This is a genomic window from Streptomyces sp. NBC_00310 (genome assembly GCF_036208085.1).
Taxonomy (GTDB): Bacteria; Actinomycetota; Actinomycetes; order Streptomycetales; family Streptomycetaceae; genus Streptomyces.
Genome location: NZ_CP130714.1, coordinates 5,405,446 through 5,422,691 on the forward strand (window position 1 = coordinate 5,405,446; position 17,246 = coordinate 5,422,691).

Genomic DNA, 17,246 nt, shown 5'->3' on the forward strand with positions numbered 1-17,246 from the left:
ATCGACAAGCGTCAACATAGACATCCATCGAATTCATGGAGCGGTGTGGAACAGGCAGACGTAGCGGTGATCCGGGTCGGCCCGGCTGGCCCGGCCGGCCAGTCCGGACCGGCCGCAGCAACCGCCCTGCACCGGCAGGGCTTCAGCCGGTGGCCCTGAAGGCACCCGTCCGGCCGACCGGATCATGGCCGCGCTACCACGACAGCCTCACCCTCTCGGGTCGACGGCAGCAGCGAGGAGGTCGACACGACCCTGCCGACCACCGGCCACCGGCCACCGCCTCGACCTCGGCTACCTGACCCCGCTCGGCGCGCTCAACGAACACGGCCACCCCATCCACCGGCAAGGCGTACAGCTCCTCCACCCCGGCCTCGCCTACGCCGGGCCGGAGTGGCAGCGCGACCCGTCCTCGAACTCCCTTCGGAGGTCGGCAGGGACGCGAACCGGATCGCACGAAGCAGCACGGCGTACGTGCGCCGGGACCGATGAAACCGCGGACCCTGCCCACCCTGGTTCGACGTATGTCAACATAGATGCATGTCGAACATCAAAGTGCTGCCGCTGGTGGAGCCCGAGGTCGCCGAGGGTGTCGTGCCGTGCTGCCCGCCGCTCACCGAGCGGCCACTGACGGCCGAGGAGGCCGAGCGGACCGCCGCGATGTTCAAGGCACTCGGCGACCCGGTCCGGCTGCGGCTGTTCTCGCTGGTCGCCTCGCACGAGGGCGGCGAGGCGTGCGTGTGCGACATCTCCGACGTGGGCGTCTCGCAGCCGACGGTCTCGCACCACCTGAAGAAGCTCAGGGAGGCCGGCCTGCTCACCTCCGAGCGGCGCGGCACGTGGGTGTACTACCGGGTGGAGCCGTCGGTGGTGGCAGCGATGGGGCAGATGCTGACCGCGGCTGCCCCTGCGGCCTGACCGTCACCCAGCTCGGGGATCGGGCCGTCCCGACGTTCTCACGCAGCACCCCGAGAACGCCACAGCGCCCGATCCGACCGAAGCCAACCCGAGCGCCGCACCGCAGGTCAGTATCAAAAGTCCTGGTGGGGGTGTGGCGGGTGGTTCCGGACGACTCGTCACAGCTCCGAGACTGGTAGAACCGCTCCAACCCCAGCCGGTCGGAGGCGGACCGCTCGACGACGACCCGCTCCCGTGCCTGGCGCACCGGGCCGCTGGGAGGCTCGGCATCCAAGAGCCAGACCCGACCGCGCCGGTCGTAGAGGTCCCAGGCGAGGAGCAGCGAGGAGCGGGCCGGCGAAGAGGCGAGCAGAGCCGGGGCTCGCACATCGGCCCGGACCTCGGCGGACTCGCCCGGCGTCAGGTCCCGCGGAAGCGCGGCCAGGTGATCCACAGGTTGCTCGCCCCGCCGGTACGCGTACTCCGAGCCGTCCGGCCGGTACCACCGCGCACCGAGGGCGATGTCCCGCGCCCGCCAGGGCTGTTGGCCCGTGTCCGTCACCGTGACCCGCACCTCGGCCCTGTCGCCGGGGATCCAGCGCCGTGGAGTGGCGGGCGCGACGTAGGTCGCTCCGCGCGGTGGGCGCTCGGTCCGGCTCGCGGTCGCGTCCCTCTTGTCCCCGGCGGGAGGCCGTCGGTGGGGCAACGGCTCGCCGGACGGCAGCAGCCCACCCGGAGGCCGTCCGGGTTCCCCCTGCCACACCGGAGCGGGTACACCTCTGCCGGACCCACCTCCGTCCGAGCCGTTCGAACGGCTCGGGACTTGCGCACCCGGCACGGTCGCCAGGGTGGAGCCGATGAGAAGGAGGACAAGAGGGAACCGGCTGCGGGGCCTGCGTCAGCTCCATGCACGGGAGGGAATCCCGAGGCGACCCACGGACCTGATCACTACAGTCGGATGATCGAGAATCACATAGCGTGACATCCTGACGTCGTGTGCGCCATCCGGACGAAAACGCCCTGCCCAGGTCCTGGAACCGTCGCGGCTGGACGCTCCGCGCGGCTGACCACCCGCCGTCGCACGCGCCCACCCGGGCGTTCCGGGACACACCCGAGGAGCAATGAAGTATCAAGGGAAGCCGGGGTTCCAGCCCGGGGGGAGAGACCGTGACCGACAGCACATCCGCCTCTGTTTCCTTCGCACAGTGCCGCCGCGCGGCGCGAGCGGTACGGGCGGCGGAATACGGGCGGCGGGCAACGGCCACGGTGCGCGGCGGCCGGGGGATCTCCAGCCTGCTGCGTGCGCGCGGCCCGCTGACGGTGCTGCTGTACGTCGCCGCGCGCGAGGGACGGCTGGTGTGGCAGGGCGAGCGAGGCTTCATGGTGCTGGAGCCGCCCTTGCTCATCTCTCGGCGGTTCCACGGAGCGGGCGTCGGTCTCCGGCTCCTTCGGCTCGTGGACCGGCACTGGCAGACGCTGCTGTTCGCGGGTCCGCCGACACTGGCCCTCGCGGTCGCCGCGTCTCTGCTGCCGTTTCCGGGCGCGCGTCTCGCCGTCCTGCTGCTGGCGCTGGCCGCGGTCGCTCACGTCGCCGTGCTCATGGCCGCCCAGGTCGTCACCAGCGGCTGGGCCCTGTGGCGGTCGTTCGGCACGGCGGGAGCCGGACCACGCGCCGTGGCGGAGTCCCTGGCGGGCCGGCATTGGACCGTGCCGCTGTGCCACCAGGAGGACGTGCACCGCACGGACGAACTACTCCGGCGCACCACCGGGCGGCTGAGCACACTGGTCGCCGTACACGCGGAGGCCGCCGCCGCCGACCTCGGTTTCCGAGTACAGCGGGGGGACTCGGCCGAGACCTTGGTGGTGCTGCGGCGCGGGATCACCACCGAGGCGGTGCGGCGGTGCCTCGACGCGCACGACGACAAGGCAGGTGACCCGGTCGAGGTCCTGGTCCTGCACCCGCCGTCGACGGCCTCCGACCCGAGCGACCGCAGGGTCGTCTCCGGGTCCTTCCTGCTCTGGTACGTCAGTGGTGCGGCCGTCTCGGTACTCGTGGGAGCCCAACTCGTGGTGGGCTGGGAGCGCGCGGAATGCCCCGGCGAGTGTCCCGGCCGTCCGGTCACGTACACCAGCGCACTGCGCTGGCTGTCCCATCGACTGCTGCTGACCGAGCCCGACGGTCTCAGCCCGGCCACCGCCCAGACCCAGACCATCGGCTGGCTGCTCGGGCTCATGGCCCTCATGGCCGTCCCCGTCACCTACGTGGCGGTCCGTCAGCAGGCGAAAGCGCTACGGATCGCGACCGAACCCCATCGCAGGCTGAACAGGAGAATGATGCCCACGAAGCTGCTGCTCGTCGTCGCGACCTCGGACGAACGGGATGCGGTGTTCCGATCGGTGGCGGCAGTCAACGGAACCGGCCCCGAACGCCGTCGCCTGGGCGACCACACGGCCTTCGCCCTCGGCCGGATCAGCGAAGTCGACCTCTACGTCGTCCAGAGCGAGCAGGCCTCGGGCGGCCCCTCCGGCTCCGCACTCGTCGTGTCGTCCGTACTGGACCACCTGGCGCCCGACTTCCTCGTCGCGGTGGGAATCTGCTGCGGCACGCGCCCCGAGCGGCAGGAACTCGGTCACATCCTGGTCTCCACCCAGCTCCGCATGATGGACCACCGACGTGTCGGTGACGCCGGCGGAGAGCCGCTGGTCGTCCTGCGGGGCGACAAGGTGTCCGCCTCCCCGGTACTGCTGGACCGGCTGCGGGCCGCCGAGATCGACTGGACCGGCGCCAAGGTCCACTTCGGGCTGATGCTGTCCTCCAGCGTCCTGATCGACTTCGCTCCGCTCCGGGACCGCATGGTGGAGGAGGAACGGGACGCCCTGGGCGCGGAGATGGAGGGCGGCGGCATCCACGCGGCGGCTGCCAGGCGCCACGTTCCCTGGATCGTGGTCAAGGCCGTCTCCGACTGGGGCGCGGGGAAGACCGACGACGCGCAGGTACCGGCCGCTCGCAACGCCGCCGACTTCGTGACGCACATGGTGAGGGGCGGCGCCCTCGACCCCCAGAGCGGGCAGAGCGCGCACACGGGCCGGTAAGGAAACGTCGGGCCTTCGGCCAGGGAGTCCGGTCATCGCGGCACAAGCGCTCACGCGACAGAACCGGAAACCCGCGAGGAGCCTCGGCCGGCTCCCGCCGACCGAGGCTCCTCTTCGCAGGTCAGAGAGGTTTCCTCTCCCCCGCACCGGTAGGCCCTGTGGGACTCGAACCCACAACCAATGGATTAAAAGTCCACTGCTCTGCCAATTGAGCTAAGGGCCCAGGCGATGTTGCCTCCCCGAGCATAGCCGGACGTGGCCGGGAGTCCGATCGGGTATCGGTGACCCGGCCGCGTCGGAGGGCCGCAAAAAGGTCCGCCGCAGAACAGAACGGGCGGAAGATCGGCGGAAGTCGGGCGAGTCGACTGGTGCGCCCGCCCCTACGGATCCACCGGTTCCGGTGCCCCCTTCCGTGCCGCTTCCCGGGCCACGCTGCGCTCGTGCTCGGGGTTGAGGAACCAGTGGCGGGCGGAGGCGGCCCACCAGATCGCCGCGAAGCCCAGCACCACGAGCACGGCGACGGGGGCGTAGTTGAAGTTCTCCCAGGTGACCGGGGACAGCTGCGGAAGCATGAACAGGACGGTGATGACGAAGACCCAGATCACCGCGATGAGGCCGATCACCCGCGACCAACGGCCCAGATGCCAGGGCCCCCGTTCGAACGCGTCGCCCTTGCGCAGCCGCAGCAGGGTCGGGATGACGTACGCGATGTAGAGGCCGATCACCGCGATCGACGTGACCGCCGCGTACGCCGTGACATTGATCAGGTACGGCAGGCCGAGGACGAGCGCGCCGCCCGCCGCCAGCCAGACCGCCGCCACGGGGGTGCGGGTGCGGGGGCTGACCGTGTGCCAGATGTGCGAGAACGGGAGGGCGCCGTCGCGCGAGAAGGCGTAGATCATGCGGCTGTTGGCGGTGACGGAGGCCATACCGCAGAAGAGCTGCGCGCCGATGATGACGAGGAGGAGCAGTTTGCCGCCGGTCGCGCCGAGCGCGTCCAGCAGGATCTGCGCGGGCGGCACCCCGGTCTTCGAGGCGAGAGCACCCTCGTAGGACTGGATGGCGAAGGTGAAGCCGAGGAGGAGGACGAAGCCCGCCACCCAGGACGTCCAGATGGACTGGACGATGCCCTTGGGGCCGGCCGTCGACGCGTCGTGCGTCTCCTCGGTCATATGGGCGGAGGCGTCGTACCCGGTGAAGGTGTACTGCGCCATCAGCAGGCCCAGCAGCACCACGTACAGCCCGCTGCCCCAGCCGGTGTTGTTGACGAACTCGGTGAACACGAAGGACGCCGACTGATGACTGTCGGGGACGACGACGAGCGCGCCGACGATGACGACCACGCCCACGACGTGCCACCACACGCTGATGCTGTTCAGCAGGCCGACGATGCGGACGCCGAAGGTGTTCAGGAGGCCGTGCAGCAGCAGGATCGCGGCGAACAGCAGGATCGTCCGGCCGGGGGTCACCTCGAAGCCGAACTCGAGGTTGAGATACGCCGCCAGGAAGGACGCCGCGCCGAAGTCGATGCCGGCGGTCACGGCGACCTGGCCGAGGACGTTGAACCAGCCCGTGAACCACGCCCAGGCGGCCGCGCTGCGCTCCGGCGCCAGTCGATGGGCCCAGAAGTACAGGCCGGCGGAGGTCGGATAGGCCGAACAGATCTCGGCCATGGCCAGACCCACGAAGTGCGTCATCAGACCGACCGCGACCCAGCCCCAGGTGATCACCGCGGGCCCGCCGGTGTTCATACCGAAGAGGTAGAGCGTCATACAGCCGGACAGGACCGAGATGATCGTGAAGGAGACCGCGTAGTTGGAGAACGCGGACATACGGCGGGCGAGGACCTGCGTGTAGCCCAGCTGGGCGAGCCGTTCCTCGTCGGACACCGAGACCGACACAGAGTCCGGAGCCGAAGCCCCGGCCGCCCCACGGGCTATGTCGTCATCTGTCATGCCCCCAGCAATTCCCTCCCGGGCGGCGTGACATGCGCCACACCGTGGCCGAAAACCGGCGGGGACAAGGGGAAGCCATGCAGAAGGGCCCGTACGACAGGAGTCGTACGGGCCCTTCTGCATGGCAGTTGTATGTCAGTCGGCGTCAGCCTCAGGCCTCAGCCATCGACATCAGCCATCAGCCATCGACATCAGCCGTTGCGCTTCCAGCGCGGCTTGTCGTCACGACGGCCGAAGGAGGAGCCGGTGCCGGTGCCGGTGCCGGTCCCGGTGCCGCGGTGCTCGTCACGACGGCCGTACGGGCGCTCGTGGCCGCCGGAGCGGAAGCCCGGACGGTCGCCGCCCTGCCGGTCGCGGTTGAACGGACGGTCGCTGCCCCGGTGCCCGCCACGCTCGTCACGACGCTCGAAGGAACGCCCACCACGGTCGCCGTCCCGGCGGAAGCCGCTGCCGCCACGGTCGTCGCGACGCTCGAAGGAACGCCCACCGCGCTCGCCGTCCCGGCGCTCGAAGCCGCCACGGTCGTTGTCCCGGCGGAAGCCACTGGCACCACGGTCGTCGCGACGCTCGAAGGAACGCCCACCACGGTCGCCGTCCCGACGGTCGTCACGGCGGTCGTTGTCGCGGCGGAAGCCGCTGCCGCCACGGTCGTCGCGACGCTCGAAGGAGCGGCCGCCACGGTCGTTGTCCCGACGAAAGCCACTGCCGCCACGGTCGTCGCGACGCTCGAAGGAACGCCCACCACGGTCGCCGTCCCGACGGTCGTCACGGCGGTCGAAGCCACCGCGCTCACCGTCGCGGCGGTCGTCCCGGCGGAACCCACCGCGGTCGCCACGGTCGTTGTCACGACGCTCGTAACCGCTGTTGCCCCGCTCCTCGCGGCGCTGACGCGGCTGGTCGTACGAGGAACGCTCGGCCGGCTGCTCGACGATCGCGACCGGGGCCTCGACCGGCGCGCCGTCCGCCTCGACGACGGCGGCCGCGGCCTCCACGACGGCGGCGACGGCCGCCTCCGGGTCCTCGCCCCGCTCCCGCGCGGCACGCGCGGTCAGCCGGGTGGCCTCGTCACGCAGCTCGGCGGCGCGGCGCGTGGCCCGCTCCAGCTCCTTGGTGAGCTGGGCGACCTCGCGCTCGGCCTGCTGCGCGGCGTTGTCGACCGACTCGGCCTGGACCTCGGTCATCGACCGGGCGCCGGTGATGTCGGCGACCTCGGTGTCGAAGGCCGTACCGCCCTGGATGATGTGGCGCGAGGCGTCGACGCCCGCGTCCTCCATCAGGCGGAAGATCTGCCGGCGCTGGTGCGGCAGGGAGAGCGACACGACCGTGCCGCTCCGGCCCGCGCGGGCCGTACGGCCGGAGCGGTGCAGGTAGTCCTTGTGGTCACCGGCCGGGTCCACGTTCAGGACCAGGTCGATGCCGTCGACGTGGATACCGCGGGCGGCCACGTCGGTCGCGACCAGCGCGTTGACGTAACCGTCCTTGAAGTCGGCCAGCGTCCGCGTGCGGGCGCCCTGGGTCATGCCGCCGTGCAGCGCGTCGGCCTTCACACCGGCGTCGCGCAGCTGCTCGGCGATGCGGTCGGCGCCCAGCTGGGTGCGGACGAAGATGATCGTGCGGCCCTTGCGGGAGGCGATCGCGGCGGTGACCGGCGCCTTGTCCTTGGGCTTCACGATGAGGATGTGGTGCGACATGGTCGTGACGTTGCCCTGGGCGCTGTCGACCTCGTGCGTGACCGGGTTGCTCAGGTAGCGCTTGACCAGCGTGGAGATCTCGTTCTCCATCGTGGCCGAGAACAGCATGCGCTGGCCGCCGCCCGGGATCTGGTCGAGCAGCTCGGTGACCTCGGGCAGGAAGCCCAGGTCGGACATCTGGTCGGCCTCGTCGAGCACGGCGACCTGGACGTTCTCGAGGGAGCAGGCGCCGCGGTTGATGAGGTCGCGCAGCCGTCCCGGGGTGGCGACGAGGACGTCGACGCCGCGCTCCAGGGCGTAGATCTGGTTGCCCATCGACGTACCGCCGCAGACGACCTTCATCTTCAGGCCGAGGACGTCGCCGTAGGGCTGGAGGGCGTCCGCGACCTGCATCGCGAGCTCACGCGTCGGCGTGAGGATGATGCCGCGGGGCTTCTTCTTCTCGGTGTGGCTGCCGGACAGCTGCGTCAGCAGCGGCAGACCGAAGGAGAGGGTCTTGCCGGAGCCGGTGCGGCCACGGCCGAGGATGTCCTTGCCGGCCAGGGCGTCCGGAATGGTCGCGGCCTGGATCGGGAAGGGGGTGGTCACGCCGTTCTGCGCGAGCTTGCGCACGACGCCCTCGGGGAGACCCAGGGTCGCGAAGGTGACCTCGGGTGCTGCCGCCTCGGCGGAGACGTTCTCGATGTTCTCGACGTCTTCGCCGTTCTCGGGCACGACGACGTGATCAGTACTGGAAATGGACATGCGTATGCGAAACCTTCCGGAGTCTCGTCGGCACGCGCCCGTCAACTCCGTGATTTCGCAAACGACCGCCTCAATGCGGTCAGCCACGGCAAGGGAGAGTACGCGCCACGCGGCGCGCTCTGCAGTGGCGCCGGGCAATGGGATCAAACGATCTACCACCATACGCACCCACCACCCACCAAGGCAAACTGGGCGGATACCCGCAGGTCAGGCGCTGACACCTCGGGCGCGGGCGACGGCCGGCGACAAGCGGGTGCGGAACCCTCGACATCGAGCACGGACAACCGAACGGACACCCCACCCGAACACACCCGGCCCACCCCCACCCCCCACCCCAACTCCCCAAGCCCTACGCCGCATCCCCCGCCTCAGGCGCCGGCTCCCGTTCCACCAGCTGCGCCCCCTGCTCGTGCGCGGACGACGACGGCTCGGCCGAAGGTTCGGGCGACGGCGACTCCACCGGCTTCGTCGGCTCCGGCTCGGGCTCGGGCTCGGGCTCCACCACCGTCGGCGGAGGAGTCGGCTCCCCCTGCGTGGGCTCGGGCTCCTCCGGCCACTCCCCCTTCCCCTCGTCCTCGCCCCCCTTGGGAGGCATCGCCTTCCCGGACGGCTCGGCGGCCCCGGGGGCCGACGCGGAGGCGGACGCGGACCGGGAGGCGGAAGGGTCGGGTGAGGCGGAGCCGCGGCGCTTCCCCTGCCCGGCCTGGTACCCCGTACCGCCTCCGCCCGTCACCGCGGAGCCCCCGTCCGGCTTCTCCCCGCCCCGCTGCTCCGCGGACGGCGACGGCCCGGGGTTCCGCCCGTCGTCCCCCACGCTCATACAGCCGGCGGCTGCCGCGACGGCCATGACCGTGGCGGCCAGACGGGCGGATACGTTCAAGGCGCGCACGGCGGCCACCTCCGAGGGGGGCGGGAAGAGGAGTCCCCCTGCCCAACTCCCGCCGCCCGCAAGAAGACACGCGCCGCCCGAAGCCCCCTACGAGTGCCGCATTTCACAGCTCCCGGCCGAAGCGGTGCCCCCGAAGGAGCGCGGGGAACGGCCCGACCGTCCCCCACCCCACCCGGCGGTCATCCGTACCCCAGCGCATGCAGCCGCGCGTCGTCGATCCCGAAGTGATGCGCGATCTCGTGCACCACGGTCACCTCGGTCTCCGCGACCACGTCCTCCCGCGTCTCGCACATCCGCAGCGTCGGCCCCCGGTAGATCGTGATCCGGTCCGGCAGCACCCCCGCGTACCACTCCCCGCGATCCGTGAGCGGAGTCCCCTCGTACAACCCGAGCAGCTCGGGGTCGTCGGCGGGCGGCTCGTCCTCGACGAACACCGCCACGTTGTCCATCAGCCGCGTCAGTTCCGGCGGAATCCGGTCCAACGCCTCGGCGACCAGTTCCTCGAACTCCTCGCGCGTCATCTCCAGCACACGGCCATTGTCATGCACGACACGCGACTACGAGAGCTCCGAGCAGCACGAAAGCCACACACGGCACAACGGGCGGGCACACGAAGCACGACGCCCCGGCCCCCGACCCCCACAACCCGCCACCGCATATCCGCCCCCACCCCTGGGCATACGGGACCAATGGCCCGCGTCCCCGCCGCCCCAGCCACCGCCGCCAACGCCTCCGACACCGCCCCGCGTACGGCCCTGCGCCGCATCCGCCGGGCCCTGCCGCGGGCCCCCCGCGCCCTGGCCCGGCACTATCGCTCCCGCCGCACCCACCCGACCGTCGAGCTGGTCCACCACCCCCACCCCTGGGGGCGCGCGTTCGGTCTGGTCGCGGTCGTCCTGTTCGGCGCCTGGCTGGGCCTGCTGATCGTGGGGAACGTACGCACCCCCGTCGGCCCCATGAACACGACGATGACCCTGCGCCCCTCCCTCACCGGCGGCACGAAGATCAACGTCTCCCCGCTGGGCGCCCTGGAGCTGCAGAGCCACTACGCCCCCGTACGCCTGGACGTGAACGTCGACCAGCTCGACCCGGAGCGCGCCCAGGCCCTGGTCGACCACCCCGAACGGATCTCCGGACTGCAGGAGGAGATCGCCTCCGACGTGCAGCACGGCACCATCGACCTGGCCGTACGGTCGGGCGTCGCCGTCGTCGTCGGGGCCACCACGCTCGGCCTCGCCGTGTACCGCCGCCCCCGCCCCGCCCTGGCCGCCGGCGGCCTCGCCTTCGTGCTCCTGGCCGGCTCCGGAGGGACGGCCGCCGCCACCTGGAACCCGAACTCCGTCCTGGAGCCGAAGTTCTCGGGTCTGCTCTCCTCCGCACCCTCCATCGTCGGCAACGCGCGCAGCATCGTCACCGAATTCGACGTCTACCAGCAGGAGTTGGCCCGCCTGGTGACGAACGTGACCAAGCTGTACGACGTCACGTCCACCCTCCCCGCGTACCAGCCGGACCCGACCACCATCCGTGTCCTGCACGTCTCGGACATCCACCTGAACCCCGCGAGCTGGAAGATCATCGCCTCGCTGGTGGAGCAGTACGAGATCAACGTCATCGTCGACTCCGGCGACACCATGGACCACGGCAGCGCCGCCGAGAACGGCTTCCTCGACCCGATCGCCGACCTCGGGGCCCCGTACGTCTGGGTGCGCGGCAACCACGACTCGCGCGCGACGCAGCGCTATCTGGAGGGCATGGACAACGCGCACGTCCTCGACGAGGGGAGGGCGGTGACCGTGGGCGGGCTGCGCTTCGCGGGGATGGGCGACCCGCAGTTCACCCCGGACCGCTCGACCGACAAGTCGGGCCTGCCCTCGGAGGAGGTGGCCGGGCGGCGGCTGGCGGACGCCCTGCGCGCCCAGAAGGCGGCGGGCACCCCCGTGGACATCGCGATCGCCCACAACCCGGACGCCGCCCGGGAGACGGACGGCGACGTCCCGCTCGTCCTCGCCGGGCATCTGCACCACCCGGAGATGGAGGTCCTCGACGAGGGCACCCGCCTGCGCATCGAGGGCTCGACGGGCGGCAGCGGTCTGCGCGCCGTGGAGGGCAAGCACCCCGACCCGATCGAGGCCTCGGTCCTGTACCTCGACCGCGACACCCGCCGCCTCCAGGCCTGGGACGAGATCAAGCTCGGCGGCCTGGGCCTGACGACGGCCGAGGTCAGCCGCCACCTGCCGAAGGAGAACCAGCCGGGGGCCGAACCCGGGGACGAGCAGTCCCCGTCGCCCTCGGGAAGCACGTCAACCGGGGCCTCCCCGAGTGGCCCGTAAACCGTTTTGGCGATACCTCCCGCCACCCCGTATGCTTCTCACGTCCCCGACGCGCTGACGAAGCGCCCAGGCGGGCCGATAGCCCTCATCGTCTAGCGGCCTAGGACGCCGCCCTTTCAAGGCGGTAGCACGGGTTCGAATCCCGTTGGGGGCACGCAACACACTGTGCGAGACTAGTCCCGCACAAGCTTGGTCCTGTGGAGCAGTTTGGAGTGCTCGCCACCCTGTCAAGGTGGAGGCCGCGGGTTCAAATCCCGTCAGGACCGCTGGTGTTTCACGTGAAACATCGCGGCTGGGTAGCTCAGTTGGTACGAGCGATCGCCTGAAAAGCGATAGGTCGCCGGTTCGACCCCGGCCCCAGCCACACCGTACGAAAACCCCCTCCGGATGCCCGGAGGGGGTTTTCGTCGCTCATGGAAGCCTTGAGGGGCTTCTTGAGGCGCGTCACCAGGAGACCTGTGACGGTCGGCGAAAGCCCGACAGCGAACACTTCGTCGACAGCGGCACAGACGACACAAAGGACACAGAGGACTACGTCGACGTGCGGTAACGCGCATCACAGGCATCGGGCGAGGGGCGGACGCAAAAGCGTTCGCCCCTCGTTTCCCTGAGGTGAGATCCTGGGTCGCGTATGTCCACTCACCCCGCCCCCGCCTTCGGCGCCCTCGCCCCCCGTCTGGCCGAGCTGTCCCTGCGCGACGCGCACCGGCTCGGGCGCAGGCTCGAAGGCGCGCGCAAGATCCGTAAGCCCGAGGCCCGGGCCGCCGTGCTCGCCGAGATCGAGGCGGAGGTCGCCAAGGGCGAGTCCCGCATGGCCGAGCGCGCCGCGCGCGTGCCGGCCGTCTCGTACCCCGAACAACTGCCCGTCAGCCAGCGGAAGGACGACATCGCGGCCGCCATCCGCGACCACCAGGTCGTCATCGTCGCGGGCGAGACCGGCTCCGGCAAGACGACCCAGATCCCCAAGATCTGTATGGAGCTGGGGCGCGGCGTACGCGGCATGATCGGGCATACGCAGCCCCGTCGTATCGCCGCCCGTACGGTCGCCGAGCGCGTGGCGGAGGAGCTGCGGACGCCTCTGGGCGAGGCCGTCGGCTGGAAGGTGCGGTTCACCGACCAGGTGAATCCCGACGCGACCTTCGTCAAGCTGATGACGGACGGCATCCTGCTCGCCGAGATCCAGACGGACCGCGAGCTGCGCGCCTACGACACGATCATCATCGACGAGGCCCACGAGCGGTCCCTCAACATCGACTTCCTGCTGGGCTATCTCGCCCAGCTGCTGCCCAAGCGCCCCGACCTCAAGGTCGTCATCACCTCCGCGACCATCGACCCCGAGCGCTTCTCCCGCCACTTCGGCGACGCGCCGATCGTCGAGGTCAGCGGCCGTACGTATCCGGTGGAGGTGCGCTACCGCCCCCTCCTGGAGGAGGACGGCGACGACGCCGACCGGGACCAGATCACCGCGATCTGCGACGCCGTCGAGGAGCTTCAGGGCGAGGGCAAGGGCGACATCCTCGTCTTTCTGTCCGGTGAGCGCGAGATCCGCGACACGGCGGACGCCCTCATCAAGAAGCAGTACCGCTTCACGGAAGTACTCCCCCTCTACGCCCGGCTCTCGCACGCCGAGCAGCACCGCGTCTTCCAGCCGCACACCGGCCGCAGGATCGTTCTGGCCACGAACGTCGCCGAGACGTCCCTCACGGTCCCCGGCATCAAGTACGTCATCGACCCGGGCTTCGCCCGCATCAGCCGCTACAGCCACCGCACCAAGGTCCAGCGGCTCCCGATCGAGGCGATCTCCCAGGCCAGCGCCAACCAGCGCAAGGGCCGTTGCGGCCGTACGTCCGACGGTGTCTGCATCCGCCTGTACAGCGAGGACGACTTCGAGGCCCGCCCGGAGTTCACGGACGCCGAGATCCTCCGTACGAACCTCGCGAGCGTCATCCTCCAGATGACCGCGGCCGGCCTCGGCGACATCGAGAAGTTCCCCTTCATCGACCCGCCGGACCACCGCAACATCCGCGACGGCGTCCAGCTGCTCCAGGAGCTCGGCGCGCTCGACCCGACGCAGAAGGACGCGCGCAACCGCCTGACCCCGATGGGCCGCAAGCTCTCCCAGCTGCCCGTCGACCCGCGCCTGGCCCGCATGGTCGTCGAGGCCGACAAGAACGGCTGCGCCCGCGAGGTCATGGTGATCGCCGCCGCGCTCTCCATCCAGGACCCGCGCGAGCGCCCCGCCGACAAGCAGGCCCAGGCGGACCAGCAGCACGCCCGCTTCAAGGACGAGACCAGCGACTTCCTCGCCTTCCTCAACCTCTGGCGGTACGTCCGCGAGCAGCAGAAGGAACGCGGCTCGTCGTCCTTCCGCAGGATGTGCAAGCAGGAGTACCTGAACTTCCTGCGGATCCGCGAATGGCAGGACATCTACAGCCAACTGCGCACCGTCGCCAAACAGATGGACATCCATCTCAACGAGGACGACGCCCCCGAGCAGCACGTCCATGTCTCCCTCCTCGCCGGCCTGCTCTCCCACATCGGCATGAAGGATGTGAAGGACGCCGGAGGGGAGGCCGGGAGAAGCACGGGGAAGAACGAGTACCTGGGCGCCCGCAACGCCAAGTTCGCGATCTTCCCCGGCTCGGCCCTCTTCAAGAAGCCCCCGCGCTTCGTGATGTCGGCGGAGCTGGTGGAGACCAGCCGCCTCTGGGCGCGCGTCAACGCGAAGATCGAACCGGAGTGGGTCGAGCCGCTCGCCGAGCACCTCCTCAAGCGGACGTACAGCGAGCCGCACTGGGAGAAGGACCAGGCGGCCGTGATGGCGTACGAGAAGGTCACGCTGTACGGCGTGCCGATCGTCGCCCAGCGGAAGATCAACTACGGCCGGATCGACGCGGAGGCCAGCCGCGAGCTGTTCATCCGCAACGCGCTCGTCGAGGGCGACTGGCGTACGCACCACAAGTTCTTCGCCGACAACCGCAAGCTCCTCAGCGAGGTCGAGGAGCTGGAGCACCGGGCCCGGCGCCGGGACATCGTGGTCGACGACGACACGCTCTTCGACTTCTACGACCAGCGGGTCCCCGAGCATGTCGTCTCCGGCGCCCACTTCGACTCCTGGTGGAAGCACAAGCGCCACGACCAGCCCGACTTCCTGGACTTCGAGCGGGAGATGCTCATCCGGGAGTCGGCGGAGGCGGTCACGAAGGCCGACTACCCGGACTCCTGGCGCCAGGGGCAGCTCAAGTTCCGCGTCACGTACCAGTTCGAGCCGGGTGCCGACGCGGACGGTGTGACGGTCCACATCCCCCTGCACGTCCTCAACCAGGTCACCGACGAGGGCTTCGACTGGCAGATCCCGGGCCTGCGGCAGGAGGTGGTGACGGAACTGATCCGCTCCCTCCCGAAGCCGATCCGCAGGAACTACGTGCCCGCGCCGAACTTCGCGCAGCGCTTCCTGGACCAGGCGGTCCCCCTGCAGGAGCCGCTGCCGGTGACGATGGCCCGCGAGCTCAAGCGCATGGTGGGCGTGCCGGTGACGCCCGAGGACTTCGACTGGTCCCGGGTCCCCGACCACCTGAAGATCACCTTCCGGATCGTCGACGAACGGCGCCGGAAGCTGGCCGAGGACAAGGACCTGGAGTCGCTGCGGCTGCGGTTGAAGCCGAAGGCGCGCCAGGCCCTCTCCCAGGCGGCAGCGGCGACCGCCGAGCGCCAGGGCGGCGAGTCCCTGGAGCGCACGGGTCTGACGGACTGGACGATCGGTTCGCTCACCCGTGTCTTCGAGACCCGCCGGGCCGGGCAGCCGGTGAAGGCCTATCCGGCGCTCGTCGACGACGGACCGACGGCGAACACCGTCTCCGTGCGCCTCTTCGACACGGAGGCGGAGCAGGCGGAGGCGATGTGGAAGGGCACCCGCCGGCTGATCGTGAGCAACATCCCGGTCAACCCCGCGAAGTTCGCTTCCGAAAAGCTGACCAACGCGCAGAAGCTGGCGCTGTCCGCGAACCCGCACGGTTCGATCCAGGCCCTGTTCGACGACTGCGCGATGGCGGCCGCCGACAAGCTGATCGCCGACTTCGGCGGGCCGGCGTGGGACGAGTCGTCGTACCGCAAGCTGTACGACAAGGTGCGCGCCGAGATCGTCGACACCACGGTCCGTACCGTCGGCCAGGTCCAGCAGGTGCTGGCCGCCTGGCAGGCCTGTGAGCGCCGCCTGAAGTCCACCCGCAGCCCGGCCCTCCTCGCCAACCTCGCCGACGTACGGGGGCAGCTGGACGCCCTCGTGAAGCCCGGGTTCGTCACGGAGGCGGGGCTGCGCCGGCTGCCGGACCTGATGCGCTATCTGGTGGCGGCCGACCGCCGCCTCCAGCAGATGCCGACCGGCGTCCAGCGGGACACCTCCCGCATGGAGAAGGTCCACGAGATGCGTGACGAGTACGCTTGGCTGCTCGAACAGCTCCCCCAGGGCCGGCCCGTCCCGTCCTCCGTCCTGGAGATCCGCTGGATGATCGAGGAGCTGCGCGTCAGCTACTTCGCCCACGCGCTGGGCACGGCCTACCCCGTCTCCGACAAGCGGATCGTGAAGGCGATCGACGCCGCGGTTCCGTAACGGGCCGTGCACTCCGGGTGAGTTCGACCGACGGGCTCCGGCTCCTGTACAGTCTCTTCTCGCAGGCCAGCGCGGCAACAAGGCGCGGACTGCGAAACCTGGTCCTGTGGAGCAGTTTGGAGTGCTCGCCACCCTGTCAAGGTGGAGGCCGCGGGTTCAAATCCCGTCAGGACCGCACGATCGTGAGAGGCCCGTATCCGATGAGGATGCGGGCCTCTTGTCGTTGGGGCAGCGGGATTCCCCTCCCCCAGCGCCGACCCCGCCGCCGACCCCACCGCCAACCCTGCCGCCGGGCCGCCGCCGCCCAAGAGCGCGGGACTCTGGGGTTGTTGGGCGCGTACGGGGCGCGTGGGGCTGGTCGCGCGGTTCCCGCGCCCCCTGGAGGGGCCCGCGGCCCTCCACGGGCGCGCCGGGGGTTGACGGCGTCACATTCCGCCGGTACCTCAGATTCAGGGCCCAGACACCCCCGGAGGTGGCGCATGGCGGCGTCCGCTCGGCATGAGACCCGCGCGTTGCTCCGTGCCCATCTGTCGGCCGCCTCCTCGTACCGCCACCTCACCCCTCACTGCCCCATCTGCCACCGCCTGCTGCGGCTGGTGACGGACCCCGCGACGGGCGACGAGGACGGCATGGAGGGCCCCACGGAGGACGAGACCCCTTCCAAGGCGTGAGACGCGTCCGGCAGGGAACACACTCGGCGAGGGCGCGGCGCGCTCAACTCCCGCCTCCCCTATCGCACATACCGGTCGGTCAACAAGGATCCCGGCGTGTGACGGGTGTCACCGTATGAGTTTTCAGAACGCCGGTTCTTACAGGTCCCCTACAACTAGTCAATTTAATATGTGCAATTGCACCACTCCCCCGGGGGCCTGCACAGGAGATCCGACACCCCTCCCCAGAGTCCGACAAGCCCGAGCACAACCGGCCGCTTCCGGACCTGAAGCGCCCCGTTCCGCGCACAAAAAAGATCGCGCTGGACCCGGCGGAGTCCAGCGCGATCTACGACACACCCTTGTTGCTTGCCTGACGATGTCCAGGGGG

9 protein-coding genes and 5 tRNA genes are annotated in these 17,246 nt (G+C 70.3%); 9 read left to right on the forward strand and 5 right to left on the reverse strand.

What is annotated here, in order from left to right:
* Positions 1–537 precede the first annotated feature (537 nt).
* Both OG202_RS23715 and OG202_RS23720 read left to right on the forward strand, forming a co-directional pair.
* A complete protein-coding gene (locus OG202_RS23715) occupies positions 538–915 on the forward strand; it encodes an ArsR/SmtB family transcription factor (protein ID WP_327728901.1) in 378 nt (125 codons plus the stop codon).
* 1,146 nt (positions 916–2,061) lie between these two features.
* A complete protein-coding gene (locus OG202_RS23720; protein ID WP_328223569.1) occupies positions 2,062–3,987 on the forward strand; it encodes a 5'-methylthioadenosine/S-adenosylhomocysteine nucleosidase family protein in 1,926 nt (641 codons plus the stop codon).
* A gap of 150 nt (positions 3,988–4,137) precedes the next feature.
* Here OG202_RS23720 and OG202_RS23725 read toward each other — a convergent pair.
* The 5 genes from OG202_RS23725 to OG202_RS23745 all read right to left on the reverse strand — a co-directional run bounded on the left by OG202_RS23725 (position 4,138) and on the right by OG202_RS23745 (position 9,796).
* Positions 4,138–4,210 (reverse strand) — tRNA-Lys (locus OG202_RS23725).
* Positions 4,211–4,367: 157 nt separating this feature from the next.
* Positions 4,368–5,942 (reverse strand): amino acid permease, encoded by a 1,575-nt coding sequence (locus tag OG202_RS23730; RefSeq protein WP_327728899.1) that lies wholly within the window; start codon positions 5,940–5,942, stop codon positions 4,368–4,370.
* Between the two features lie 191 nt (positions 5,943–6,133).
* Positions 6,134–8,377, reverse strand: a complete 2,244-nt coding sequence (locus tag OG202_RS23735; RefSeq protein ID WP_327728898.1) for a DEAD/DEAH box helicase — start codon at positions 8,375–8,377, stop codon at positions 6,134–6,136.
* 349 nt (positions 8,378–8,726) lie between these two features.
* The gene (locus OG202_RS23740; RefSeq protein ID WP_327728897.1) at positions 8,727–9,266 is read right to left on the reverse strand and encodes a hypothetical protein; all 540 of its coding nucleotides are present in this window, start codon (positions 9,264–9,266) and stop codon (positions 8,727–8,729) included.
* A gap of 179 nt (positions 9,267–9,445) precedes the next feature.
* Complete coding sequence (locus OG202_RS23745) at positions 9,446–9,796, reverse strand: metallopeptidase family protein (RefSeq protein ID WP_059249887.1); 351 nt, start codon at positions 9,794–9,796, stop codon at positions 9,446–9,448.
* 159 nt (positions 9,797–9,955) lie between these two features.
* Here OG202_RS23745 and OG202_RS23750 point away from each other — a divergent pair, with 159 nt between their 5' ends.
* The 7 genes from OG202_RS23750 to OG202_RS23780 all read left to right on the forward strand — a co-directional run bounded on the left by OG202_RS23750 (position 9,956) and on the right by OG202_RS23780 (position 16,876).
* Positions 9,956–11,596, forward strand: a complete 1,641-nt coding sequence (locus tag OG202_RS23750; RefSeq protein WP_327728896.1) for a metallophosphoesterase family protein — start codon at positions 9,956–9,958, stop codon at positions 11,594–11,596.
* Between the two features lie 81 nt (positions 11,597–11,677).
* A tRNA-Glu gene (locus OG202_RS23755) sits at positions 11,678–11,750 on the forward strand.
* Between the two features lie 37 nt (positions 11,751–11,787).
* Positions 11,788–11,862, forward strand: a tRNA-Asp gene (locus OG202_RS23760).
* Positions 11,863–11,886: 24 nt separating this feature from the next.
* A tRNA-Phe gene (locus OG202_RS23765) sits at positions 11,887–11,960 on the forward strand.
* Positions 11,961–12,227: 267 nt separating this feature from the next.
* The gene (hrpA, locus tag OG202_RS23770) at positions 12,228–16,205 is read left to right on the forward strand and encodes an ATP-dependent RNA helicase HrpA (RefSeq protein ID WP_327728895.1); all 3,978 of its coding nucleotides are present in this window, start codon (positions 12,228–12,230) and stop codon (positions 16,203–16,205) included.
* Positions 16,206–16,305: 100 nt separating this feature from the next.
* Positions 16,306–16,380: transfer RNA gene (locus OG202_RS23775), tRNA-Asp, on the forward strand.
* 304 nt (positions 16,381–16,684) lie between these two features.
* Positions 16,685–16,876 (forward strand): DUF6274 family protein, encoded by a 192-nt coding sequence (locus OG202_RS23780; RefSeq protein ID WP_326581157.1) that lies wholly within the window; start codon positions 16,685–16,687, stop codon positions 16,874–16,876.
* Positions 16,877–17,246 lie beyond the last annotated feature (370 nt).